At 70.8% G+C, this 24112-nt stretch carries 26 protein-coding genes and 1 riboswitch; of the genes, 13 read left to right on the forward strand and 13 right to left on the reverse strand.

Annotated elements, in window-relative coordinates; all coding sequences use genetic code 11:
* The first annotated feature begins 10 nt into the window (after positions 1-10).
* The 3 genes from IA22_RS0116405 to IA22_RS0116415 all read left to right on the forward strand — a co-directional run bounded on the left by IA22_RS0116405 (position 11) and on the right by IA22_RS0116415 (position 3157).
* The gene (locus tag IA22_RS0116405) at positions 11-817 is read left to right on the forward strand and encodes a hypothetical protein (protein WP_030123995.1); all 807 of its coding nucleotides are present in this window, start codon (positions 11-13) and stop codon (positions 815-817) included.
* Positions 818-894: 77 nt separating this feature from the next.
* Entirely contained in the window at positions 895-2751 is a 1857-nt protein-coding gene (locus IA22_RS0116410) for a hypothetical protein (protein WP_030123996.1), read from the forward strand.
* A gap of 4 nt (positions 2752-2755) precedes the next feature.
* On the forward strand, positions 2756-3157 hold the full coding sequence (locus tag IA22_RS0116415) for a DUF5955 family protein (RefSeq protein WP_030123997.1): 402 nt from the start codon (positions 2756-2758) through the stop codon (positions 3155-3157).
* Positions 3158-3164: 7 nt separating this feature from the next.
* Here the strand turns inward: IA22_RS0116415 and IA22_RS0116420 are convergent, their stop codons facing one another.
* Positions 3165-3773, reverse strand: coding sequence for a Uma2 family endonuclease (locus tag IA22_RS0116420; protein WP_014154843.1), 609 nt, complete (start codon positions 3771-3773; stop codon positions 3165-3167).
* A gap of 294 nt (positions 3774-4067) precedes the next feature.
* Between IA22_RS0116420 and IA22_RS0116425 the strand changes: the two genes are divergently transcribed.
* Positions 4068-4994 (forward strand): hypothetical protein, encoded by a 927-nt coding sequence (locus tag IA22_RS0116425; RefSeq protein ID WP_245229574.1) that lies wholly within the window; start codon positions 4068-4070, stop codon positions 4992-4994.
* Positions 4995-5029: 35 nt separating this feature from the next.
* On the opposite strand, the gene IA22_RS0116430 is transcribed toward IA22_RS0116425, so the two are convergent.
* Both IA22_RS0116430 and IA22_RS0116435 read right to left on the reverse strand, forming a co-directional pair.
* Positions 5030-5239 carry a hypothetical protein gene (locus tag IA22_RS0116430; protein WP_014154845.1) on the reverse strand — a complete coding sequence of 70 codons (210 nt, stop codon included), beginning with the start codon at positions 5237-5239 and terminating at the stop codon, positions 5030-5032.
* A gap of 16 nt (positions 5240-5255) precedes the next feature.
* Complete coding sequence (locus IA22_RS0116435; protein WP_245229575.1) at positions 5256-5456, reverse strand: hypothetical protein; 201 nt, start codon at positions 5454-5456, stop codon at positions 5256-5258.
* Between the two features lie 157 nt (positions 5457-5613).
* Here IA22_RS0116435 and IA22_RS0116440 point away from each other — a divergent pair, with 157 nt between their 5' ends.
* Together IA22_RS0116440 and IA22_RS0116445 are read left to right on the forward strand one after the other, a co-directional pair.
* A complete protein-coding gene (locus tag IA22_RS0116440) occupies positions 5614-6441 on the forward strand; it encodes a helix-turn-helix domain-containing protein (protein WP_015578206.1) in 828 nt (275 codons plus the stop codon).
* Positions 6438-6704, forward strand: a complete 267-nt coding sequence (locus IA22_RS0116445; RefSeq protein WP_030124001.1) for a DUF397 domain-containing protein — start codon at positions 6438-6440, stop codon at positions 6702-6704. The genes IA22_RS0116440 and IA22_RS0116445 overlap by 4 nt, the downstream gene beginning before the upstream one ends.
* Positions 6705-6754: 50 nt before the next feature.
* Here the strand turns inward: IA22_RS0116445 and IA22_RS0116450 are convergent, their stop codons facing one another.
* Positions 6755-7708, reverse strand: coding sequence for an NAD(P)-dependent alcohol dehydrogenase (locus tag IA22_RS0116450; RefSeq protein ID WP_030124002.1), 954 nt, complete (start codon positions 7706-7708; stop codon positions 6755-6757).
* A 59-nt stretch (positions 7709-7767) separates the two neighbouring features.
* Between IA22_RS0116450 and IA22_RS0116455 the strand changes: the two genes are divergently transcribed.
* Both IA22_RS0116455 and IA22_RS0116460 read left to right on the forward strand, forming a co-directional pair.
* Positions 7768-8406, forward strand: coding sequence for a TetR/AcrR family transcriptional regulator (locus tag IA22_RS0116455; RefSeq protein WP_030124003.1), 639 nt, complete (start codon positions 7768-7770; stop codon positions 8404-8406).
* Positions 8407-8631: 225 nt separating this feature from the next.
* Positions 8632-9546 (forward strand): hypothetical protein, encoded by a 915-nt coding sequence (locus IA22_RS0116460; RefSeq protein ID WP_015578202.1) that lies wholly within the window; start codon positions 8632-8634, stop codon positions 9544-9546.
* 31 nt (positions 9547-9577) lie between these two features.
* On the opposite strand, the gene IA22_RS0116465 is transcribed toward IA22_RS0116460, so the two are convergent.
* The 5 genes from IA22_RS0116465 to thrC all read right to left on the reverse strand — a co-directional run bounded on the left by IA22_RS0116465 (position 9578) and on the right by thrC (position 14440).
* Entirely contained in the window at positions 9578-10087 is a 510-nt protein-coding gene (locus tag IA22_RS0116465) for a DinB family protein (protein ID WP_015578201.1), read from the reverse strand.
* Positions 10088-10235: 148 nt separating this feature from the next.
* A complete protein-coding gene (gene groL / locus IA22_RS0116470) occupies positions 10236-11858 on the reverse strand; it encodes a chaperonin GroEL (protein WP_014154853.1) in 1623 nt (540 codons plus the stop codon).
* A gap of 329 nt (positions 11859-12187) precedes the next feature.
* A complete protein-coding gene (locus IA22_RS0116475) occupies positions 12188-12394 on the reverse strand; it encodes a cold-shock protein (RefSeq protein WP_003967346.1) in 207 nt (68 codons plus the stop codon).
* A 443-nt stretch (positions 12395-12837) separates the two neighbouring features.
* Positions 12838-13113, reverse strand: a complete 276-nt coding sequence (locus tag IA22_RS0116480) for a MoaD/ThiS family protein (protein ID WP_014154854.1) — start codon at positions 13111-13113, stop codon at positions 12838-12840.
* A 28-nt stretch (positions 13114-13141) separates the two neighbouring features.
* Entirely contained in the window at positions 13142-14440 is a 1299-nt protein-coding gene (gene thrC, locus IA22_RS0116485) for a threonine synthase (protein ID WP_014154855.1), read from the reverse strand.
* Between the two features lie 18 nt (positions 14441-14458).
* Positions 14459-14586, reverse strand: a riboswitch (SAM riboswitch).
* 153 nt (positions 14587-14739) lie between these two features.
* Between thrC and IA22_RS0116490 the strand changes: the two genes are divergently transcribed.
* Entirely contained in the window at positions 14740-15690 is a 951-nt protein-coding gene (locus IA22_RS0116490) for a glucosyl-3-phosphoglycerate synthase (protein ID WP_014154856.1), read from the forward strand.
* A gap of 70 nt (positions 15691-15760) precedes the next feature.
* Positions 15761-17137 (forward strand): alpha,alpha-trehalose-phosphate synthase (UDP-forming), encoded by a 1377-nt coding sequence (locus IA22_RS0116495; RefSeq protein ID WP_014154857.1) that lies wholly within the window; start codon positions 15761-15763, stop codon positions 17135-17137.
* 3 nt (positions 17138-17140) lie between these two features.
* On the opposite strand, the gene otsB is transcribed toward IA22_RS0116495, so the two are convergent.
* The 3 genes from otsB to IA22_RS0116510 form a co-directional block, all read right to left on the reverse strand.
* Complete coding sequence (otsB, locus tag IA22_RS0116500; protein WP_030124004.1) at positions 17141-17998, reverse strand: trehalose-phosphatase; 858 nt, start codon at positions 17996-17998, stop codon at positions 17141-17143.
* 61 nt (positions 17999-18059) lie between these two features.
* Positions 18060-18305 (reverse strand): DUF3263 domain-containing protein, encoded by a 246-nt coding sequence (locus IA22_RS0116505; protein WP_014154859.1) that lies wholly within the window; start codon positions 18303-18305, stop codon positions 18060-18062.
* Positions 18306-18352: 47 nt separating this feature from the next.
* On the reverse strand, positions 18353-19630 hold the full coding sequence (locus tag IA22_RS0116510; RefSeq protein WP_014154860.1) for an ABC transporter substrate-binding protein: 1278 nt from the start codon (positions 19628-19630) through the stop codon (positions 18353-18355).
* Positions 19631-19835: 205 nt separating this feature from the next.
* On the opposite strand from IA22_RS0116510, the gene IA22_RS0116515 reads away from it, so the two are divergent.
* The 3 genes from IA22_RS0116515 to IA22_RS0116525 all read left to right on the forward strand — a co-directional run bounded on the left by IA22_RS0116515 (position 19836) and on the right by IA22_RS0116525 (position 23008).
* Entirely contained in the window at positions 19836-20768 is a 933-nt protein-coding gene (locus IA22_RS0116515) for an ROK family protein (RefSeq protein ID WP_030124005.1), read from the forward strand.
* Positions 20768-21922, forward strand: a complete 1155-nt coding sequence (nagA, locus tag IA22_RS0116520; protein WP_030124006.1) for an N-acetylglucosamine-6-phosphate deacetylase — start codon at positions 20768-20770, stop codon at positions 21920-21922. The genes IA22_RS0116515 and nagA overlap by 1 nt, the downstream gene beginning before the upstream one ends.
* Positions 21923-22075: 153 nt before the next feature.
* Entirely contained in the window at positions 22076-23008 is a 933-nt protein-coding gene (locus tag IA22_RS0116525; protein ID WP_030124007.1) for a 1-phosphofructokinase family hexose kinase, read from the forward strand.
* A gap of 73 nt (positions 23009-23081) precedes the next feature.
* Here IA22_RS0116525 and IA22_RS0116530 read toward each other — a convergent pair whose 3' ends face one another.
* Positions 23082-24056 (reverse strand): carbohydrate-binding protein, encoded by a 975-nt coding sequence (locus tag IA22_RS0116530; RefSeq protein WP_014154864.1) that lies wholly within the window; start codon positions 24054-24056, stop codon positions 23082-23084.
* Positions 24057-24112: the final 56 nt, after the last annotated feature.

Raw genomic sequence — 24112 nt, forward strand, 5'->3', positions numbered from 1 at the left:
GGGGGCGCTCATGAGCGAGAACCACAGCACGGGACCGATGCGTTGGGACGAGCACGCGCGCGGAGGCGCGGGCGGCTGGGTACACGCGTCCGACGCCGGTACGGAACACTCCGGCGGACCGGCCCCTGAACCGAGCCCCGGCCCGGGCGACGGCCGCCCCTCCCTGCCGAGGAAGTACCTCCTGCTGGCGGTGGGCGGTGGGCTGGTGGTCGCCGCCGTGATCCTGACCGTCGCCCACGTCCTCCGCCCCTCTCCCTCCGAGTCCGGCCATGCCGCCGGCTCCTCGCCCTCCGGGTCACCGTCGCGGGCCCTGACCGGTTCCTCGGCGTCGGAGTCCGAGCCGTCGGACCCGCCCGCCGCCTCGGGCGAGGAGCAGGCCGCCGCCGTCGACGCGCTCCTGGAGCGGAGCGAGGCCGACCGTCAGCAGGTCGTCGACGCCGTCAACGCCGTGGAGGCCTGCGCCTCGGACGACTCCGTCGACACCGCCGGGCAGACCCTGGCCGACGCCGCCGTCCGCCGCGAGGAGCTGATCACCAACCTCAGCGCACTCGACGTGGGCGCGCTCCCCTCGGGTTCACGCGCGACGGACAGTCTGCGCACCGGCTGGCAGCACTCGGCGGACGCCGACCGGGCGTTCGCCGACTGGGCCGACGACGCGCAGGGCTGCTCGCCCGGCGCCGTCCCGCACACCCCCTCCTACGACAAGGGTGTGCGGAGCAGCGAACTCGCCACCGGTTCCAAGGAAGAGTTCCTCACGCTCTGGAAACCGATCGCCATGGACCACGGGCTGCCGGAACGCGACACTGCCGAGCTCTGACGTCATCTCGGGGCGTCGACGAAGCCCCGCCCCGCACCACCCTCACCGAACTCCGTCCCGTCGGAAAGCCGGTTCCCATGACCGATCCTCAGGGCCCACCACCCTCCCCCGTCCCGGAACCACGCCGACCGGCCCCTCCGCCGTCGGGCCCCGGCAGCACACTGCGGCAACTGGTCCGTTCCCAGGCCGGGAACCGGCCCGGGAGCGCCACGGACTATCTGCGGGGCGCCGCGCACCTGGACCGGTGGTTCCGGGACGCCGTGATCAAGGAGCTCGCCGAGAACCCGCACCGCCTCCCGCCCCCGTCGTACGGGATGGATCTGGCCGCAGTGCTCAAGGAGTGCTTCCTGGCGCGCAGGGAGGTGGCGACACGTGCGCTTCTCCTGCTCGTCCCACCCGTGCTGATGCTCCCCGTCAGCCCGGCCGGGTCGATCGTGCCCCTCCTGCTGGTCCTGTTCGTCCAACTGGTCAGGACAGCCCTACGCCGGCTGAAGGACACGCTGGGCAGGCGACGGGAGCCGGACGGCGACCCTGGGTCCCGGTCCGGTCAGGGGGTCGTCACACTCCTGCTGCTTCTCGTCCTCGTGTGGGCCCTGTGGAACGTGATCAGGCTCTCCCAGGCGGCGTTGAACGCCCTGGCCAGCGGTTTCGCCGGCGAGAGCAGGCACCTCGTCGCGATTCTCCTGGTCCTCGCCGGCTGGACCGCCGTCGCCTCCGTGTACCGCTACCGCATGGAACACCGCCTGTACGCCCTCGCCGTCGGCCGCGGCACCGAACACCCCGACCCGCCCGCGGCAGCCGCCCGGCTCGCCGAGATCCGCGCCCAGCAGGCCGACCCCGACGTCGTCTACAGCGACTACGCGCCCTTCGTCGGCGCCGGGATCGAGCTGGACCACTGGTCGTTCGCCATCGAGCTGGTGCCGGACCTGGAGAAGAGGGGAGACGGGGTCACCGACCGCCGGGCGGCCTTCAACGTCCCCGAGGTCCACGCCCGGATACGCCGTGAGCTGCTCCGGTTCGGCGAGGGGGAGAGCTACCCGGGCGACCGGCTGCGCGGGCTCCAGGTGGACGACTACGTCATGAAGAGCGGGAAGCGCCTGGGCCCCTCCTCGGACTGGAGCGGATCGGGCCCCGGCACCCCCTTCCACGCCATGGCCCCGGCGGCCCGCCGGGAGGCCGCCGACATGCTCCGCACATCGCAGGACGGACCGGCCGGTGAGACATGGTGGCCGGACAGCCTCGACGTGTTCGCCGAGGAACGGTTGCGCCACTACCTGACCGTGCGGGTGGGGAGTTGGGGCGACGAGGTGGTGCTCACCGTCTTCAGCCGTGTGCAGATGCAGGGGGGCCTGCTGTTCCTGGAGTCGCGGGCCTTCCTGCTGCCGCCGATCGCGCGCGCCTACCACCTCATCGACGACATCCTTCCCCCGAGGGACACCAAGGACTGGACGGACCTGATCGGTTCGGCGTTCACGTCGGCGTTCTCCATGGTCGCCGACGCCCCGGCCGATCTCAGCGCCTCCTCGCGCACGAAGACCCGCACCGCCCGATCCACGTTCTGGTACGACCGCATGTGCAAGACCGACCGCCCGGTCGACCACGGCCCCGCCTACTCCGTCCGCGAACTGGCCGCCGAACCCCACTACCAGCAGCTGTTCCAGGAGATGGACGTCCACCGCTTCCTCAAGAGCGTCCAGACCAGGACGGTGACAGCGGTACGCCTCAGCCTGAGCGATGCGGGCTACCGGACGAGTGAGTACGACGCCCGCACCACCGTCCTCTTCGACCGCTCGGTGCACGTCCACGGGACGCTCCACGGCAACGTCCAGACGGGCGACCACAGCCGGGCGGACCACCGGAACGTCACGACGCCACAACCGCAGGTCGGCCCGACGGCCGGCGGCGGTACCACCGCTTCCAACCAGAGGAGTTGACGCCATGACCGGCACACCGGCCGGGCAGGACCGCGGGATCCATGTGAGCGGCCACGGCACCTTCACCGGGAACGCCCAGACGGGCGACCGCAGCAGCGCCTCGTTCACCGGCGGCCCCGGGCCGGCGGACGCCGGGGAGTCGGCCGAGATCGTACGCCTGCGAGAGGCCGTCGAGGCTCTCCGCGCCCGCATCCGTGACCTGGCCCCGGACGAACTGTCAGCAGCGGAGGGAACAGCCGCTGAGTCGGCACTCGCCGAGGTGGAGGACGCCCTGCCCGACGGGAGCGAAGCAGGTCAGGGCCGCGTGCGGAACGCTTTCTTCACCGTCTCCGGCGCGCTGGCCTCGGTCGCCTCGCTCGCCGAGTCCGTCAGAGCGCTGCGGGACGCCGCGGCCCCATGGTTCTGAGGCCGGATCATCGGGCCGGGAAGCCGTCCGTGGGCAGGGTGACGTCGAAGGGCGCGGGCAGCAGGAGCGGCTTCCCGAAGGGCACGGGGTCGGAACGCTTGTACGTTCCGTCCTCGTTCGGCTCGGTGAACAGCGTCGCCATCGCCCCACGGGTGTCGAACCTGTCCAGCAGCAGATACATCGGGACCCCGGCCCGCGCGTAGGCGCGGTACTTCTTCGTCCTGTCCTCCCGGGCGTTGCCCTTGGAGGTGATCTCGACGATCAGCAAGGCCTCCGATGCGTCCATCGGCGCACTGGTCTCCGGATCGGCGGCCTCGATGAGTTCTGCCGGCATCACGACGAGGTCCGGGACGTACAGCTTGTCGAGGGGTGCTACGTGGACACCGAGGGTCTGGTAGATCTCCAGTTCCTCCGGCAGATTCGTGTAGAGCCTTCGCTGCACCTTCGCGGCGATGCCGTTGTGGTGCGCATGAGGCGGCGGTACCAAGACGATCTGCCCTTCGTCGATCTCTGCGCGCCATCCCTCGGGCACGTCCAGTTCCTGCCAGGTGCGCAGCAGGTAGTCCCACGGGCGGCCCTCAGAGCCCTGATCGCTTTCGACCATCGCGGCGGTCATCGCAGGTCCCTCCTCCTGTGGCCGTACGCGGGAGCGTAGATCGACTTGTTCGCGGCGGTCCGCCGCTCCCCTCAGCGTCCCACGATCGTGTGACGCTCGCAGTGACCTCACCGCAGGTGTCCCCGCGCTCGTCGAGCCCGAGGAACCGGCCACCCGTTCTCACGCATCTCTCCAGACATGACGAACGGCCAGACACGTGGAGGCAGCACGCACCGAACGGCCCCGGGAGGCGAGCGGCCGGCGGAGGGGGCGTACACGGCTGAGCCCGGCATCGTCCGCACCACACTCGCCGTCATGCGCCGCGACGGGGGCCGCCTCTACGGTCGGGCGGCCCGCGTCACCGGCCTGGTCGCGCTGGGCGGACTGCTGCTGACCGTCGTGGGGTTCGTCGCCGCCTGGCCCGAGTTCGACGAGATACGGCTGGGCGCGATACAGGCCCGTATCGACGAGGACTCCTACGCCCCCGACGGTCGCCGCGTGAACACCATGTGGCTCATCCTGCTCGCCTGCCTGCCGTTCCTGATCCTGCTGCTGCACCTGGCGTGCACCGCGCTCCAGACGGCGTGCGTCCGAGCTGCGGCCGAACCGGGAGGGAGCGGCCCGCGAGGCCGTTTCCGTACGGTCCTGGGGGTGTACGCGGTGCGCGGGGTCCTCGTGTGGGCCCCGTTGGTGCTCGGCATCCTGGTGCAGCTGTACTTCACCACCACCACGTTCCGGGAGTACACCGTGCTCGTCCCGCTGTGGGAGTACCCCCGTCTGAACCCGCTGCTGGAGTACGGCCCGCCTCTGCTGGGCCTGGCCCTGACGTTGTTGCTCCGGTTCGGCTGGGCCCTGGCACCGGCGGCCTCCGCGAACCAAGGCCTCGGACCCCTGGCCGCGCTGCGCCGTTCCTGGTCGCTCACCTGGGGCCGGGCGGCCTCCTGGCTCCGCGCCCTGGCCGTCGCGCTGCCCCTGGGCGGGCTCACCGTCGGCCTGTACCTGCTGCTCCAGGCCGCCGCCCGGCCCACGCGCTCCTGGGCGGCCTCCCTGTTCCTGGAGTGGGGTCCGGACAACGCCTACGGTGCCTACGTCGCCGGAGTCCTCGCCCCGATCGCCACCGCCCTGCTGCTCACCGGCGCCCTGGTCCTCCCGCCGGCTCACACCACCCTGGCGGTACTCCACCAGCGGCTCGCCCGGACCGGGGAGCGGCAGTCCCCGACCCCGGCGGTCACCCCGGCGTGACCGCCGGGGCGGACCTCATGGCAGGCGGCTCCCGCTCAGGACGGCAGCCTGCCCTCGCGGTTGATCTCCGTCACCCGGGCCCGCAGCACGAGCCCCGGCGAGGCCGGCCGGACGGCTTCCGGCGGGCAGTCCCACTCCGCACCGCCACCCGGCGGGCGTAGCTGCACATAGGGCCCGACGCGGCCCATGACCCGCCCCACCCGGCCGTCCCGGCCGTCCACCGCGAACGTCCCGGGCTCCGGCATACACGGCTCCAGTCCTTCAACTGTCATGGGCCGCCGCCGCTTCCAGCTGCACACTCAGGCGCAGCGCCGTCTCGATCGAGCACCGGCCGAGGTCGACGAGCGGTGCGGGCTCGTTGCCCGCGCACGACACCGGGTCGATCCGCAGCGAGGGGAGTTTCACGCCGACCCCTGCGAGCCCTGACCGCAGCAGTGCCACCGCGTCCTCTGCCGCACGCACTCTGCCCGCTGCCTCTTGGCGCCGTTCCGTAGCCGTCATCATGATCTTCCCCATTTCCACGCTGAGTAGTGGCTATGCCTACTCAGCGTGGCCAATTCGTCGCTACCGTGGAAGAGGTGCAGTTCCAACATCCGCACGTGTGCCACGGGGAGTCGCTTTGCCCGGACCGAAGAAGCTGGACCCTTCCGCCTCGCCCCGCGCCCTTCTGGGCGCGGAACTCCGCCACCGGAGAGAGACGGCAGGCCTGTCACAGGAGGACCTGGGGGCGCCCCTGTTCGTCAGCGGCTCCTTCATCGGACAACTGGAGGCCGGCACCCGCCGGATGCAGGCGGACCAGGCCGCGCGACTGGACGAGGTCCTGGGCGGGGACGGGTTCTTCGTACGGAACTGCGCGGCGCTGAAGGCGTCGAAGTACCCGGACCACTTCGCGGAAGCAGCTGAGGCGGAGGCCGCAGCGCAGACGATCAAGGAGTTCTCGCCGCTGCTCATCCCTGGGCTACTGCAGGCAGAGGCGTACGCACGAGCCGTCTTCCTGGGCTATCGGCCGACTACACCTGAGAATGAGGTGAACGATCTGGTCGAGGCGAGGATCGAGCGTGCGAGTCTGCTGGCGCATCCAACAACCCCCCTGGTTTGGGCAGTCCTGGACGAGGCAGTGCTGCGACGAACAGTCGGCGGCCCTGGAGTCATGAGCGACGCGCTCGCCCACCTCACGCGGTTGATGCGACAAAGACGCGTCATCGTGCAGGTGTTGCCCTTCTGCGCGGGCGGGCATCCGGCGATGGGCGGGCCACTCAAGCTCATGACCTTTCCGGATGCGCCACCCCTCGCCTACCTGGACGGGCTCGGTTCCGGCCAACTGCTCGACGATCCGGCACAGGTGCAGTCTTACGAACTGACCTACGATTTGCTGGTGGCCAGCGCATTGTCACCTGATGCGTCCCTGGCCTTGATCGAGTCGGTTGCGGAGGATTACGCCCCATGAAGATCAGCAGCATTGACTACAACCTCGCCGCGGCGACCTGGCATAAGTCCTCATACAGTGGCGGCGACGGCGGCAACTGTCTCGAAGTGGCCACTTGGCACAAGTCCTCTTACAGCGACGGGAGCGGTGGCAACTGCCTCGAAGTCGCCACCGGCAACCCCGGCATCGTCCCCGTCCGCGACTCCAAGGTCACCGGCGGCCCGGCGCTCGTGTTCCGGACGGCCGCCTGGTCAGCGTTCGTCACCGACCTCAAGCGCCCGTAACCGACCGCGTGGCGAGGCTCGCGCGGCTCGCCGAGCGTGACCCGCACGCCTCACACCACCCGCACCACGTGCTTCCCCCGTACTCCCCCCGCCTCCAGCGCCCGGTGTGCGGCGGCGATGTCGGAGAGCGGGTGGACGGTGTCCACGACGGGGCGGATCGCGCCGCTCTCCACGTAGGCGGTGAGCTTGGCGAAGAGGTCGTGCTTCGGGTTGCCGCTGAAGAAGCGGACCCGGCGCGGTCCGTGGGCGGTGGAGGCGAGCAGATAGGAGAGGCTCGCGGCCAGGTGGTCGATGTCGAAGGCGATCGAGACCATGCGTCCGCCGGGGGCGAGAAGCTTACGGAAGGCGCGGTGTTCGGTGCCGACGGTGTCGAGGACGACGTCGAAGCGGCCAAGGTCCTCCGGCCCGGTGGTCCTGTAGTCGAACGCCTCGTCGGCCCCCAGTTCACGTACGAAGTCGAGGTTCTTCCCACCGGCCAGGGCGGTCACACGGGCCCCCAGCGTCTTGCCGAGCTGGACGGCGACGCTGCCGATTCCGCCGCTGGCGCCGCGTACGAGCAGGCGCTCGCCCGCCTTCAGCCGGGCCTTGGTCTCCAGCGCGGTGATGGCGGTCGTCCCGGCGGGCAGTGACGCGGCCTCGACGAGCGAGATGTTCGCCGGGGCGTAGGACAGTTGGCGGGGCCGGACCGCGACGTACTCGGCGGCACTCCCGAAGGTGCGGCCCAGGATCCCCCACACCCGGTCGCCCTCGTGCAGCCCCTTCACCGCGCTGTCGACTCGGGCGATCTCGCCGGTGAAATCCATCCCCGTGCGCAGGGGGAAGCGGCTGCCCGTCACCAGGCGGACCCGCCCGGCCCGGCCGTACAGCTCACCGCCGTTGACGCTCAGCGCGTGGACGCGGACCAACACCTCGCCCTGTTGGAGTTCCGGAACGGGGACCCGGCCTTCGCGGAGCACCTCGGGAGGGCCGTACCTGTCGTAGAGCGCCGCGCGCATATCGTCCATACGTCCCACGCTAGACGGGGAAGTGGATGACACCCTCCATTTGGACCGAAGTGAGAAACATGGCTGATCAGACGTATCGGAAACCTCCGGAAGCCCTGCGCTCCGACGCCCGGGAGAACCGTGAGCGCATCCTCGCCGCGGCCCGCGAGGCGTACGCCCTCCACGGGATCGACGTGCCCATGGCGGCGATCGCCCGGCGCGCGAAGGTCGGGGTCGCCACGCTCTACCGGCGGTTCCCGACACGTGCCGCGCTGGTGACCGAGGCCTTCTCCGAGCAGCTCGCCCACTGCGCCGCGGTCCTCGACGAAGGGCTGGAGGACCCCGACCCGTGGCGCGGCTTCTGCTCGGTCGTCGAGAAGGTCTGCATGATGCAGGCGGCGGAACGGGGCTTCACGGAGGCGTTCCTGTCCCAGTTCCCCGACCACGTCGGCTTCGCCGAGGAGCGCAGCCGCGCCGAGGAGGGCCTCGCCCTGCTGATCCGGCGGGCCAAGGACTGCGGGCGGCTGCGCCAGGACTTCGACGTGCACGACATCACGCTGCTGATGCTGGCCAACTGCGGTGCGGCGACCGGAGCCGGTGAGGACGGGCCCGCAGCCTCCCGGAGGCTGGTCGGCTACCTCCTCCAGTCCTTCCGGGCCGAGGCGGCAGCCCCTCTGCCACCACCCGCACCGCTCGGACTCGACCGGCTCCCCGCCTAGCCACGGAGCCGGGGCTCAAGCCCTGGACTCCGAGCGCTCTTCCAGAGGAATGGGTGGAGGGACTCTTCCCACCCACCCTCCCCACCTGCCCAGTTGACCGTTTGTGACCGACTTGCCACGGACCGTCGCGACGTTCTAGCGTGCCGAACAACAGACGACCCCCGCCGGTGCGGGAACACCTGACAGGGGTCTGACCAACGAGATCGACCAAAGGAACCCGATCTGATGGCTGTCGACCAGCTTAGTGCCGCCCCCTGCGCCCCGTACGAGTCCACGCACCCCATGGCGAACCCCGGTTACGGCAAGCGTTCCGCCCCGGACCAGCGCCCGCGCGAGAGCCGCGACTTCTCCCATCTGCCGCCCCGTGAAGCCGCCGTCGCCTCCTACATCGACCGGCTGCCGGACGGCTCCGACATCTCCGTGAAGACCCTGGCCAAGTGGCTCCCGTACGGGCAGTGCGCGCTGCGCACCGCGCTCAACCGGCTGCAGGCCGCCGGACATCTGCGGCGCGGCAGCGAATGCGTCGCGACCGACGAGGTCATGCTCTGGGTGACCCGGACCTTCTTCTCCCGCACCGCGCGGGACGACGCCTGGTGGGCCGCCTTCGCACGCGGTGACGCACCCCGGGAGACGCGACGGCCGACCCGTTCGCGCGCCTTCGTCCTGCTGGCCGCCCTCGGCCGCACCGCGCCCTCGCTGAGCCTGTCGGCGGCGGACTGCCTGAGCCTGCAACCGCTGGTCGACGAGTGGTTCGAGCGGGGCGCCACCGAGGAGGAGACCCTGCGCGCCCTCACCCACGGCCTGCCAGCGACCGTGCACCACGCCGCGTCCCTCGTGCGCCGCCGGCTCGTGGACAAGCTGCCCCCCGAGCGCTTCGCGCCCCGGCCGCCGACCGTCGTGCTGCGCACCCTGGAATGCGCCGAGTGCCGTGCGCCGGGAAGCGCCGACGCCCTGCGCGGCGGGCTCTGCGGGATCTGCCGGGGCGAGAGCACGGGCATCGCCGCCCGTCCCCCCGGCACCGTCCCCACCGACGGGGTGCGGGACCGGATGGCGACCGTACGGGCGGGCCTGGTCCCCCGGTCCGAGCGGACCGAGCGGGCGCGGGGCATCACGAAGGCGCGCGGCACCGGCACGCGCTGACGGTCCCCTGTCAGTGCACCGCCGGGTGTGCTCAGGCGCCCACCGTTCCGTCGACGCCCTCCCGGAGGAAGTCCGCGTGACCGTTGTGGCGTCCGTACTCCAGCAGCACGTGCACCATCACCATGCGCAGCGAGACCTCCTGCCCCCAGCGCGGCTGGAGCCCGGTCAGGTCCAGGGAGTCGGCCTGCCGCTCGATGCGGCGCGAGTGCTCCACCTCGGCCTCCCAGGCGCCGAACGCCTCCGCGCGCGTGGAGGCGCTCGCGTCGTACGCGGCCTGGAAGTCGATGCGGTCCGACCAGACCATCGGCGCCTCGTGGTCCTCGAACACCCGGCGGAACCAGGCCCGTTCCACCTCTGCCATGTGGCGCACCAGACCGAGGAGGGAGAGCGTCGAAGGGGGCATCGACCGCTGCCGCAACTGCTCGTCGTCCAGCCCTTCGCACTTCATGGCGAGGGTGGCGCGGTGGTAGTCGAGAAAGGCCCGCAGCGTCTCTCGCTCCCCGCCGGAACGAGGCGGACCCGTACGGGAATCGTCGGTCATGGGCCACGCTCCTTCTCGCTGAGGACAGGAGCGATCAGTATCCGGCACGTCCTCCCCGGGGCAGCACGACGCCGGCCCCCGGGATTCCTCCCGGGGGCCGGCGTCGCACGGATACTGCGGGTACTGCCTGGAGCGACTGATCCGAGGATCAGAAGTCCATGTCACCGCCCGGCATGCCGCCCGGAGCGGCCGCGGAGGCCTTCTCCGGCTTGTCGGCGATGACGGCCTCGGTGGTGAGGAAGAGCGCGGCGATGGACGCGGCGTTCTGCAGGGCGGAGCGTGTGACCTTCGCCGGGTCGAGAATGCCCTCGGCGATCATGTCGACGTACTCGCCGGTCGCGGCGTTGAGGCCGTGACCGATCGGCAGGTTGCGCACCTTCTCGACGACGACTCCACCCTCGAGACCACCGTTGACGGCGATCTGCTTGAGCGGGGCCTCCAGCGCGAGCTTGACGGCGTTGGCACCGGTGGCCTCGTCGCCCGTCAGGTCGAGCTTCTCGAAGACGGCCGAGGCCTGGAGCAGAGCCACGCCACCACCGGCGACGATGCCCTCCTCGACGGCGGCCTTGGCGTTGCGCACCGCGTCCTCGATGCGGTGCTTGCGCTCCTTGAGCTCCACCTCGGTGGCGGCGCCGGCCTTGATGACGGCCACGCCGCCGGCCAGCTTCGCGAGACGCTCCTGGAGCTTCTCGCGGTCGTAGTCCGAGTCGGAGTTCTCGATCTCGGCACGGATCTGGTTGACGCGACCCTGAACCTGGTCGCTGTCACCGGCACCGTCGACGATCGTGGTCTCGTCCTTGGTGATGACGACCTTGCGGGCGCTGCCGAGCAGGTCCAGGCCGGCGTTCTCCAGCTTGAGACCGACCTCCTCGGAGATGACGGTGCCACCGGTGAGGATGGCGATGTCACCGAGCATGGCCTTGCGGCGGTCACCGAAGCCCGGGGCCTTGACGGCGACGGACTTGAAGGTGCCACGGATCTTGTTGACGACCAGCGTCGACAGAGCCTCGCCCTCGACGTCCTCCGCGATGATCAGCAGGGGCTTGCCCGACTGCATGACCTTCTCCAGCAGCGGAAGGAGGTCCTTCACGTTGCTGATCTTGGAGTTGACGATCAGGATGTACGGGTCGTCGAACGACGTCTCCATACGCTCCATGTCGGTGGCGAAGTACGCCGAGATGTAGCCCTTGTCGAAGCGCATACCCTCGGTGAGCTCCAGCTCCAGACCGAAGGTCTGGGACTCCTCGACGGTGATGACGCCTTCCTTGCCGACCTTGTCCATCGCCTCGGCGATCTTGGCGCCGATCTCGGTGTCGGCAGCGGAGATGGAGGCCGTCGAAGCGATCTGCTCCTTGGTCTCCACGTCCTTCGCCTGCTCCAGCAGAGCGGCGGAGACGGCCTCGACGGCCTTCTCGATGCCACGCTTCAGAGCCATCGGGTTGGCACCCGCGGCGACGTTGCGCAGGCCCTCGCGGACGAGCGCCTGGGCGAGAACGGTGGCGGTGGTCGTACCGTCGCCGGCGACGTCGTCCGTCTTCTTGGCGACCTCCTTGACCAGCTCCGCACCGATCTTCTCGTACGGGTCCTCGAGCTCGATCTCCTTGGCGATGGAAACACCATCGTTGGTGATCGTGGGCGCGCCCCACTTCTTCTCGAGGACGACGTTACGGCCCTTGGGGCCGAGGGTGACCTTGACGGCGTCGGCGAGCTGGTTCATCCCGCGCTCGAGACCGCGCCGTGCCTCCTCGTCGAACGCGATGATCTTGGCCATGTGAAGTGGTCCTCCCGGACAGGGGTGGATTCTCCGGACCGAGAGGCGCCCGCGACGGACGGCCTGCGTGCGTGGTGGTTCCTTGCCCCACCACGCGTGCGGGCCTCACCGGCCCGGTCCAAGTTTCTGTCACTCTCACCTGGAGAGTGCTAACGCCAATGATTAGCACTCGACCCCTGCGAGTGCAAGCGTCCTCTTCGGGATGTGGACAACCTCGGGACTCCGCCGCAGGTCACGACGGGGGCCCGGAGACGCACGTGAGGCCCGTCCCCCGGTAGGAGTACGGGCCTCGCGTGTGTGAGTGGTGTCGGTGGCCGACCGCGCCGAGCTCAGCCGACGGCGAGCTTGACCATGTCCGCCTGCGGCCCCTTCTGGCCCTGCGAGATCTCGAATTCAACTCGCTGACCCTCTTCGAGGGTGCGGTACCCGTCCATCTGGATCGCGCTGTAGTGGACGAAAACATCCGCACCACCGTCGACCGCGATGAAGCCGTACCCCTTCTCCGCGTTGAACCACTTGACGGTGCCCTGAGCCATGCCCAACTCCCCTATTACTGGCCCTTGCACGAGACCGCACTTCGCGGTCCCGGGTCAGAACTCACCCTCCGACAGGAGAGGGTGGCGTGCGCCGGAACGCGTCGACCGCGGCCGAATGTATCTGCCCAACTGCCCTCTGCAACAGGTCAATCGGACGAGAATTCTGGGCGCACGCGACCACGCGGATAGGGGGAATTCATACGATTCCAGGGCAAGTCGGGCCTGACAAAGGCGACTTATGCCTCAAGGCGTTCACGCACTTTGGCTACTTCTTGTCGCGGCAGGGCGCATTCTCATATGTGGATCGCGCGGGCAACTGCGGGGACTTCCCCAACTGTACCGCGCTCAACCATGCAGAATGACCCCCTCCGTTTGCCGTGGAGAGGGCCATCGCGTGAATACCGTGCGGCCGGACCGCGACGGCGGCCCGTGACGTCCCGCCGTCAGCCGCCGGCGACGGCGGGAATGATCGAGACGCCGGCGCCGTCCGGGGTGACCGCGTCCAGACCGCCCTCGAAGCGCACGTCGTCGTCGTTGACGTACACGTTGACGAAGCGGCGCAGCTTGCCCTGGTCGTCCAGGACGCGGGCACCGATGCCCGGGTGGTTCTGCTCCAGGGACGCGATGACCTCGGAGAGGGTCGCCCCCTCGGCCGGGACCTCGGACTGACCGCCCGTGTAGGTGCGGAGGATGGTGGGGATACGGACCTTGACGCTCATGTGGGTGCCTTCCTCGGGTCTCGGGTGGTCAGTTGGCGGCAGCGAGGCCCGCGTCGCGGAACGCGTCCAGGCTGGGCCGGATCGTGGCCGACAGGCCGGTCGTCGGGGCGACCGCGTCCAGCGTCTTCAGGCCGTCGCCGGTGTTCAGGACGACGGTGGTCAGGGACGGGTCGAGCAGACCGGCCTCGATCAGCTTCTTCGTCACGCCGACCGTCACCCCGCCCGCGGTCTCCGCGAAGATCCCCTCGGTGCGGGCCAGCAGCTTGATCGCGTCGACGACCTGCTCGTCGTTCACGTCCTCCACGGCACCGCCGGTGCGGCGGGCGATGTCCAGGACGTACGGGCCGTCGGCCGGGTTGCCGATCGCCAGGGACTTGGCGATGGTGTTCGGCTTCTGCGGACGGACCACGTCGTGGCCGGCCTTGAAGGCGGTGGAGACCGGGGAGCAGCCCTCGGCCTGGGCGCCGAAGATCTTGTACGGCTTGTCCTCGACGAGACCGAGCTTGATCAGCTCCTGGAGACCCTTGTCGATCTTCGTGAGCTGTGAGCCGGACGCGATGGGGATGACGAGCTGGTCGGGCAGCTGCCAGCCCAGCTGCTCGCAGATCTCGTACGCCAGGGTCTTGGAGCCCTCGCCGTAGTACGGCCGCAGGTTGACGTTGACGAAGCCCCAGCCCTCGCCGAGCGGGTCGCCGATGAGCTCCGAGCAGAAGCGGTTGACGTCGTCGTAGTTGCCCTCGATACCGACGAGCTCACCGCCGTACACCGCGGCCATGACGACCTTGCCCTGCTCCAGGTCGTGCGGGATGAACACGCAGGAGCGGAAGCCGGCGCGGGCGGCGGCGGCACCCACCGCACCCGCCAGGTTGCCGGTGGAGGAGCAGGAGAGGGTGGTGAACCCGAAGGCGCGGGCCGCCTCGACGGCGATGGCGACGACACGGTCCTTGAAGGAGTGCGTCGGGTTGCCGGAGTCGTCCTTGACGTACAGTCCGCCGGTCACGCCGAGCTCGCGGGCGAGGTTGTCGGCCTTGACCAGCTTCGTGAAGCCGGGGTTGATGTTGGGCTTGTCCGCGACATCGGAGGGGACGGGCAGCAGCGGCGCGTACCGCCAGATGTTGTCCGGACCCTCGGCGATGCGCTTCTTCAGCTCTTCGGGGGAGCCGCTCGGCAGGTCGTACGCCACTTCGAGCGGCCCGAAACAGGACACGCAGGCGAAGATGGGGCCGAGCTCGAAACGCTCGCCGCATTCGCGACAGGAAAGCGCGGCGGCGGGACCGAGGTCCACGGCGGAAGAATTGGTGTTCTCTGCAACTGTCTGCACGGCCATGATGGCGGAGGCCCTTTCTCCTCATCTTCCTCGCGACGTATTTCGCCGCAAGACGGAATTGGCACCTTCCCCACCGTGACCTCGCGGTCGGCAGGAGGGTTGCCGGGACTTCAACGGGCCGTTCCCTCAGTCCCTCTGGATGAGCGCTATGGCACCGGACCATGGATCCGGGCGTTTATTCGCGGACCGACCCCGACATGCGAGGGTCATCCGCGTTGTTCAAGACTGTAACCGAAGCACTGGACGGTTGAGATAGTCGTCCGAACCGCGAGATGGATCACATACAGGGAGTATCGACCGTGCTGGAAGAGGTGGAACGCTGGCTGACCAGGCGTTCCTGGTCAGCTGCCGACCGCCCGATCGAGCGCCTCACGGCCGCCCGGGCGAAGGATCCGAACCGCTCGCGTGTGAGCGTCGTCCTGCCCGCGCTGAACGAGGAGGCGACGGTCGGGGAGATCGTGACGGTGATCCGGCGCGAGCTGATGGAGAAGGTCCGGCTCGTGGACGAACTGGTGGTGATCGATTCCGGCTCCACCGACGCCACCGCCGAGGTCGCCCGCCGGGCCGGCGCCCGGGTCGTGCACCGGGACTCCGTACTCCCCCGGATACCCGCGCTCCCCGGCAAGGGCGAGGTCCTGTGGCGTTCGCTGCTGGTGACCACCGGGGAGATCGTCTGCTTCGTCGACGCCGACCTGAAGGACTTCTCCGCCGATTTCGTGTCCGGGATCGTCGGTCCGCTGCTGACCGACCCCCAGGTCCAGTTCGTGAAGGCCATGTACGACCGCCCGCTGGGCGACACCGCGGGGCAGGGCGGCCGGGTGACGGAACTGGTGGCCCGCCCGCTGCTCAACCTGCACTGGCCGCGGCTGGCCGGCTTCGTCCAGCCGCTCGGCGGCGAGTACGCGGTACGACGCTCCCTGCTGGAGCGGCTCCCCTTCCCCGTCGGGTACGGAGTGGAACTGGGTCTGCTCGTCGACGCGCTGCACACGGTCGGCCTGGACGCGCTCGCGCAGGTGGACGTCGGCGTGCGCAGGCACCGCCATCAGGACGGCCAGGCCCTCGGCAGGATGGCCGCCACCATCTACCGCACGGCGCAGCTGCGGCTCTCCCGCGGACCGCTCGTGCGGCCGGAGATCACCCAGTTCGAGCGTGGACCCGACGGGTTCGTCCCGCACACCCATGCGGTGGACACCGAGGAACGGCCGCCGATGCGGGACATCGCGGAGTACGCGGCCCGGGACGCGGCGTAGCGGTTCCTCGCGCGGGGCCCGGTGCCCACTTCACGTTTGGAGGGTTCCCGAACGGGCTAGGTTCGGGTACATGGTCTCCGAGCACGCCGCCCAGGTTCTCGTCGCGTCCAACCGCGGCCCGGTGTCGTACACACGACGTGACGACGGCACGCTCGACTCGAAACGGGGCGGCGGCGGGCTCGTCTCCGGCCTCAGCGCCGTCGACGACAAGCTGTGGGTGTGCGCCGCCCTCAGCGACGGCGACCGCGAGGCGGTGCGCCGCGGGGTGTCCGAGCCCGGCGTCCGGATGCTCGACATCGACGCCGCGGTCCACGCCGACGCCTACAACGGCATCGCGAACTCGGTGCTCTGGTTCGTCCACCACATGATCTACCAGACCCCGGTGGAGCCCGTCTTCGACGCGGAGTTCCGCCGGCAGTGGGCCTCCTACGAGGCGTACAACCAGGCCTTCGCCCAGGCCCTGGCCGAGGAGGCGGGCGAGGGCGCCGCGGTCCTGGTGCAGGACTACCACCTCTCCCTGGTCCCCGGCATACTGCGCGAGCTCCGCCCCGACCTGCGCATCGGGCACTTCTCGCACACCCCCTGGGCGCCCGTCGACTACTTCCGGCTGCTGCCCGACGACATCGGCGAGCAGCTGCTCAAGGGCATCCTGGGCGCCGACCGCGCCGCGTTCCTGACCCGTCGTTGGGCGGACGCCTTCATCGGCTGCTGCACGGAGATCCTCGGCGGCACGGGCCGGACCCGGATCGGGGTGCACGGACTGGGCGCCGACGCGGAGTTCCTGCGCCGCCGCTCACGCGAGGCGGACGTGGACGAGCGCATGGAGATCCTCCGGGAGCAGGTCGGCGCCGACCGGCGGACGATCGTGCGGGTGGACCGCACGGAGCTCTCCAAGAACATCGTCCGCGGGCTGCACGCCTACCGCGCCCTGCTGGAGGAGCGCCCCGAGTGGCGCGAGCGCGTGGTCCACATCGCGTTCGCCTACCCCTCCCGGCAGGACCTCGCGGTCTACCGCGACTACACGGCCGAGGTCCAGCGCGTCGCCGACGGCATCAACGCGGAGTACGGCACGGCCGGATGGACCCCGGTCCTGCTCCACGTCGACGACGACTTCGCCCGCTCCCTCGCGGCGTACCGGCTGGCGGACGTGGCCCTGGTCAACCCGATCCGTGACGGCATGAACCTCGTGGCCAAGGAGGTCCCGGTCGTCTCGGACCAGGGCTGCGCGCTCGTGCTGTCCCGCGAGGCGGGCGCGTACGAGGAACTGGGCGAGGACGCCCTCGTGGTCAACCCGTACGACGTCTCGGCCACGGCGGCGGCGCTGCACGAGGCACTCACGATGGAGCCCGGCGAGCGGAGCGCCCGGTCGAAGCGCCTGGCGGACGCGGCGACCGCGCTGCCGCCGCAGCAGTGGTTCCTGGACCAGCTGGACGCGCTGCGGAGCTGACGCTCACGAACCGGCGTCGGCCGCCTGCCGCGCGATCGTGGCGAGCAGCTCCGCCACCGCCGCCGGGTCCGGCAGCAACAGGTCGGCGCGGTCCGCCAGTTCGGGGACCCCGGTGCCGCTGCAGACCAGCAGCCCGTTGATCCCCCGGGTGCGCAGCCTCTCCACGGCGGCGTACGCGGCGAGGTCGCCGAGGTCGTCACCGGCGTAGAGCACCGTCTCGGCGCCGGTCTCCTCGACGTACGCCTCCAGCGCGACGCCCTTGTCCATGCCGGGCGGACGCAACTCCAGGACCAGACGGCCCGGTTCGACGATCAGGCCGTGGCGCGCGGCCAGATCGTCCAGCGGGGTGCGCAGGGCCTCGAAGGCGGCCTGCGGGTCGGCGGCCCGGCGGGTGTGCACGGCGACCGCGCGGTCGCCCTTCTCCTCGATCCAGGTACCGCTGTCCGCACCGGCCTCCGCGAGCACGGCGGGGAGCTCCGCGCGGACGGCCGCCACCCCGGGGTCCGGGTCGGGGGCGTGGACGGCGGCGGTGACGGCGTCCCAGCGTTCGGCTCCGTAGTGGCCGAGGACGACGAGGTGGTCCAGGCCCCGCGCCCCGGCGAAGCCGCCGTACCGCACGGCGGTGTCCGCCGGCCGGCCGGTGATCACGGCGACGGCGGCGACCCGGGGCGCGAGGGCGGACAGGGCCGGGACGACGTCGGGGTGGGCGCGGGACTGCTCCGGGTCCGGGACGATGTCGGCCAGCGTGCCGTCGAAGTCCAGCGCGACGACCGCGCGGTCCGGGCGGGCGAGGAGTGCGGCGAGGCCGTCGCGGCCGGCCTGGGTGGACGGGGTCGGGAGGGGGTGTGCCGGGTTGCCCATGCGGGTGAGCGTAGCGGGCGGACCGCCCCGCCGCCCGGCTGCCCGCCCTCGGCGGTCCCGCTCAGCGGCGGTCGCGCCGCGCCTCGCGGACCCGTCGGAGGCGGTTGACGGTGACCGGGTCCTCCTCCAGCGCCCGTCGGTCGTCGAGGAGTGCGTTGAGCAGCTGGTAGTAGCGGACCGGTGAGATCCCCAGCTCCTCGCGGATCGCCCGCTCCTTCGCACCGGGGCCCGGCCAGGAGCGCCGCTCCAGGGCCAGCACGGCGCGCTGCTGGTCGGGGAGCGGGTCGGTGGGGCCGGCGGCGGTCATATGAACCAACCTACCCAGGGTCCGGTGCGGCCGCGGACCGGGCAGCCCTACTCCGCGCTCTCCGCCTGCCGGGCCTTGGTCGCGATGTCCACGAGGACGCTCTCCGGATTCCCGCCGGGCTCGACCGCGGAACCGATCCGCTCCTTGATCGTCTCGCTGGCCTGCGCCCACGACGTCTTGCCGAACGGGTAGAGCTGCGAGTTCGGCAGCGCCGACAGGAACTCGTGCAGGGACTTGTGCTTGTCGTCCGCCTCCATCGCGGCGGAGGCACTGCTGGTCACGGGCAGCAGGTCGTACTGGTCGGCGAAGGCCAGCACGTTGTCGTCCTGGTAGGCGAAGTCGAGGAACTTGCCGATCTCGACCCGGTGGCCGTTCTGCTTGAAGCCCATCATCCAGTCGGCGACGCCCATCGAGCCCTTGGTCGGCCCGTCGACGCCGGGGAGCGGGACCATGCCGACCTGCACGCCCTTCTTCTCGGCCTCCTGCATCAGGGTCGGGTGGCCGTTGAGCATGCCCACCTCACCGTCGGTGAAGGCGTCGAAGGCCTTCGCCCGGTCGAGCTTCCCGGGCGGGACGGGGCCGGTGAGCTTCTTGCCGACGAGGTTGTCCTTCAGCCACTCGAGCGTGGCTATGTTGGCCTCGGAGTCGATGGCGTAGTTGCCGGCCTCGTCCGTGTAGCCGCCGCCTCCGCTGAGCAGCCACATCAGGGTCTCGGCCTGGGACTCCTCCTGGCCGAGGGGCAGCGCGAAGGGGTAGGTCACACCGCGCTTGTCGAGCGCCGTGGCGTCGTTGCGGATGTCGTCCCAGGTCTGCGGGGCCCCGAGACCGGCCTTGGCGAAGAGGCCCTTGTTGTAGAAGAGGAGCCGGGTGCTGGCCACGAACGGGAGGCCGTACAGGTTGCCGCCGACCTCGCCCGCGTCGGTGAGCGAGGGCAGGAAGTTGGCCGAGGTGCGGATGGCTATCGTCTCGTCGGCGGTGTAGAGCTTGCCCGCCTTCGCGTAGTCGGCGTACGCCCCGATCTGCGCGATGTCGGGGGCCTCGCCGGCCTTCACCATCTCCGCGACCTTGCGGTCGACGTCCTTCCAGGAGTAGACGCTGACGTCGACCTTGATGCCGGGGTTCTCCTTCTCGAACTTTCCGGCGACGTCGTCCCAGTACTTCTCGGAACTGTTCTCCGCGCCCGTGCCGTAGTCGGCCGCGACCAGCTTCAGGGTGACGTCGCCGTCCCCGCTGCCCGAACCGCACCCCGACAGCGTCGCCGTCATACCGAGTGCGGCCACCACCGCGGTCAGACCAACCAAGCGCCGCTGCACAGCCCTGCCCATCCCTACATCCTTCGGCGCGGGCGCCACTGTTTCCTGTGACGGGCCCGCGATCCTGTACGACCTCCGGACGAAGGTCTGCACCACAAGAAGGTCTACACCACCCGTGCGGCGACTCGGCAATCTAGCAGGGCCGTTTTGTATGGGTGCTCAACAAACCTCGATAGTGGACTAGACCTTTTAGGGGTCGCCGGGCGAAACTGTCTCCGTGAGACACGTCATCGCCCTCGATGTGGGCGGCACAGGAATGAAGGCCGCTCTGGTCGGGGCCGACGGCACCCTGCTCCACGAGGCACGCCGGGCCACCGGCCGGGACCGCGGCGCCGAGGCCGTCGTGGAGACGATCCTGGGCTTCGCCGCGGATCTGTACGCCCACGGCGAGGAGCACTTCGGAGAGGGCGCCGTCGCCGCCGGGGTCGCCGTGCCCGGCATCGTCGACGCGGAACGCGGGATCGCCGTGTACGCCGCCAACCTCGGCTGGCGCGACGTCCCCCTGCGGAAGCTGCTCGGCGAGCGGCTCGGCGGCGTGCCCGTCGCACTCGGTCACGACGTCCGGACCGGCGGCCTCGCCGAAGGACGGATCGGCGCGGGCCGGGACGCGGACCGCTTCCTGTTCGTACCGCTCGGCACCGGGATCGCCGGCGCCATCGGTATCGCGGGCACCATCGAGGCCGGAGCCCACGGTTACGCGGGCGAGATCGGCCACGTCGTGGTCCGGCCGGACGGCCCGGACTGCGGCTGCGGGCAGCGCGGCTGTCTGGAGACCCTCGCCTCGGCCTCCGCGGTGTCCAGGGCCTGGGCCGCCGCGTCCGGCGACCCCGACGCGGACGCCGCGGACTGCGCGAAGGCCGTGGCCTCGGGCGACCCCGCGGCCCTTCGCGTGTGGGAGGACGCCGTCGACGCGCTCGCCGCGGGACTCGTCACCGCGCTCACCCTGCTGGACCCTCGCACGCTCATCATCGGTGGCGGTCTCGCCGAGGCGGGGGAAACCTTGTTCACACCACTGCGTGCGGCCGTCGAGGAACGGGTCACGTTCCAGAAGCTGCCCCACATCGTCCCGGCGGCCCTCGGGGACACCGCCGGATGCCTGGGCGCAGGGCTGCTCGCCTGGGATCTACTCTCCACGGAGGTATCCGCCTGATGGCCGGACGCGCAGACAGCACGGTTCTCGCAGGTGCCCGCGTGGTGCTTCCCACCGGGACCGTCGAGAACGGCCGGGTGATCGTCGAGGGCACCCGGATCGCCGGCAGCACGGCCGAGGACGCCCGGACCGTCGACCTCTCGGGCCACTGGGTGGTCCCCGGATTCGTGGACATCCACAACCACGGAGGCGGCGGCGCGTCCTTCGCCACCGGCACCGCCGAGGACGTCCTGACCGGGGTGCGGGCGCACCGCGCCCACGGCACGACGACCGTCGTCGCCTCCACCGTCACCGGCGAGATGGACTTCCTGGCCCGCCAGGCCGGCCTGCTCTCCGAGCTGGTCGAGCAGGGCGAGCTGGCCGGAATCCACTTCGAGGGCCCGTTCATCTCACCGTGCCGCAAGGGCGCCCACAGCGAGCAGCTGCTCCGCGACCCCGACCCCGCCGAGGTCCGCAAACTGCTCGACGCGGCGCGCGGCAGCGCCAGGATGGTCACCCTCGCCACCGAACTCCCCGGCGGCATCGAGTCCGTACGGCTGCTGGCCGAGCACGGTGTGATCGCCGCGGTGGGCCACACCGACGCGACGTACGAGCAGACCGTCGAGGCGATCGACGCGGGCGCCACCGTCGCCACGCACCTCTACAACGCGATGCCCGCCATCGGGCATCGCGACCCGGGACCGGTCACGGCCCTCCTGGAGGACGAGCGGATCACCGTCGAGCTGATCAACGACGGCACCCATCTGCACCCCGCCGCCCTGGAGCTGGCCTACCACCACGCGGGCTCCGACCGGGTCGCCCTGATCACCGACGCCATGGACGCGGCCGGTGCGGGCGACGGCTTCTACGAGCTCGGGCCGCTCGCCGTCGAGGTCAGGGACGGTGTCGCGCGCCTGGTCGAGGGCGGCTCGATCGCGGGCTCCACCCTCACGCTCGACACCGCCTTCCGCAGGGCGGTGACGATCGACAGGATCCCCGTCGAGGACGTCGTCCGGTCCATCTCGGCCAACCCCGCACGGCTCCTCGGCCTGGACCACCGGGTCGGCTCGCTGGACCCCGGCAAGGACGCCGACCTGGTCGTCCTGGACGCGGACTTCGTGCTCAAGGGCGTCATGCGCCGGGGCGAATGGATCGTGGAACCCGCCCTCGGCTGACGGCGCGTCACCCCCGGGTGAACAAATAACGAAGAGACGGCGGTTGTCCGGGAGCCCTGGGACGGCCGCCGCCTCTTTGGCATGATCACCGGGGACGGCGCCGCGGGGAGACGGCGCGGAAGCGGACTACCAAGGAACCGGGGGCCGGTACAGGTGATACTGACCGTCACGCTGAACACGGCACTCGACCTGACGTACGCCGTCCCCGCCCTCGTCCCGCACTCCAGCCACCGCGTGAACGAAGTGACCGAACGCCCCGGCGGCAAGGGCGTCAACGTCGCCCGGGTGCTCTCCGCGCTGGGACACGACACCGTCGTCACCGGCTTCGCCGGCGGCTCCACCGGAACCGTCCTGCGCGAACTCCTCGGCGCACTCCCCCACGGCCCCACCGACGCGCTCGTGACCGTCGCGGGGAACACCCGCCGCACCCTCGCCGTCGTCGACCGCTCCAGCGGCGACACCACCCAGCTCAACGAGCCGGGCCCGCACATAGGCGCCGGCGAATGGGCCGCCTTCCTGGGGACGTTCGGGGACCTGCTCCCCCGGGCCGAGGCCGTCGCCCTCTGCGGCAGCCTCCCTCCCGGCGTCCACGTCGGCGCGTACGCGGAACTCGTACGGCTCGCCCGCTCCGCCGGGGTGCCCGTCCTCCTGGACACCGGGGGCGAGCCCCTGCGCCGCGGGATCGCCGCCCGGCCGGACCTCGTCAAGCCGAACGCCGAGGAGCTGGCCCAGCTCACCGGTGCACGCGAGCCGCTGCGCGCCACCCGCGACGCCCGCCGCCGCGGCGCGCACAGCGTCGTCACGTCGCTCGGCCCGGACGGGCTCCTCGCCGTCACCCCCGACGGCATCTGGCGGGCCGCGCCGCCGGCCACCGTGCGGGGCAACCCGACCGGCGCGGGCGACTCCGCCGTGGCCGGGCTGCTGTCCGCCCTCGCCGAGGGACTGGGCTGGCAGGACCGGCTGGCCCGCGCGGTCGCCCTGTCGACGGCGACCGTACTGGCCCCGGCGGCGGGCGAGTTCGACCGTGAGGCGTACGAGGACCTGCTGCCCCGCGTCGCCGTCGAACAGCACACACCGGCCGCCTGACCGGCCCCGGGAAACACCGCGCCCCGGCTCGCTGGGCGAAGCCGGGACGGTGCCTGATTCCTGCGGGGACGGGTCAGTTCTTGACGTGACCCGACTTCAGCGACAGCTGGTCGAGGTTCGCGTCGCACGAGTCACCCTCGTTGCACGACAGCATCAGCTTGTTCGACCCCTTCTCGAGCTGGACGTACGCGTAGGTGTTCGTCCAGCCCTTCTCCAGGTCGCCCTCGGCGGCGTGCGCGAAGTTCTTCATGTTGATCGAGCGCGGGTCCTGGTCGTTGACCGTGAGGGACGTCTTGGCGTCCCTGCCCGGGACGCCGTACGTCACGTACAGCGTGTACGGGCCGCTCTCCGGCACGTCGACCGTCCAGGTGGCCGAACGGCCGACCTCGTTGAGGCTGATGTACTGGCCGTTGGCGCTCTTGGCGCCCTTGACCGAGTTGTCCAGCGACGCCGTGCCACCGAGGGTCAGCGTCGCCGCGTCCTGCTCGGGCAGCTGGACGGGCTCGTCGGACTCCTTCGAGGACTTCTCCGGCTTCGGGGACTCCTCGACCTCGTCGGCCGGGCCCTGCGAAGAACCGGCCTCGTCCTTCTTGGTGTCGCTGTCGTCGCCCGTCGTCAGCGCGACACCGATACCGATGAGCACCACCGCCACCACGGCGACGGCCGCGATCAGCAGCGCCTTGGTATTAGGTCCGCCCCGGCCGGGGCCGCCGCTCCTGCCGCCGCCGTGGCCCACGGACGGCGACTGCGCGGTGACCGCACCACCCGGGTAGGTCTCCGGCGCCGCGTACTGCGCGTTCGGCTGGCCGTACTGCTGCTGGGGCTGGCCGTACTGCTGCTGCTGCGGCACCTGCCCGTACTGGCGCTCTCCGACCGCCCGCACCTGGTTGTACGACGTTCTGGGCCTGCCGGGCTGCGCTGCCGGACCCGGGTAGCCGTAGCCACCCTGTCCGGGCGGCTGTGCGCCCGCCGCCTGCCCGTCCGCGTACAGATAGCCGAACGGATCGTCGTCCTCGGGCTTGCTCGCGCCGTTGTTCCCGGCCGTCATCCCTGGGTCACTCCTCACCATGTCGCCAGCCGTCGCCGACCGGCCGAGCCTACCCC

Source organism: Kitasatospora papulosa, from assembly GCF_000717245.1.
Classification (GTDB): domain Bacteria; phylum Actinomycetota; class Actinomycetes; order Streptomycetales; family Streptomycetaceae; genus Streptomyces; species Streptomyces papulosus.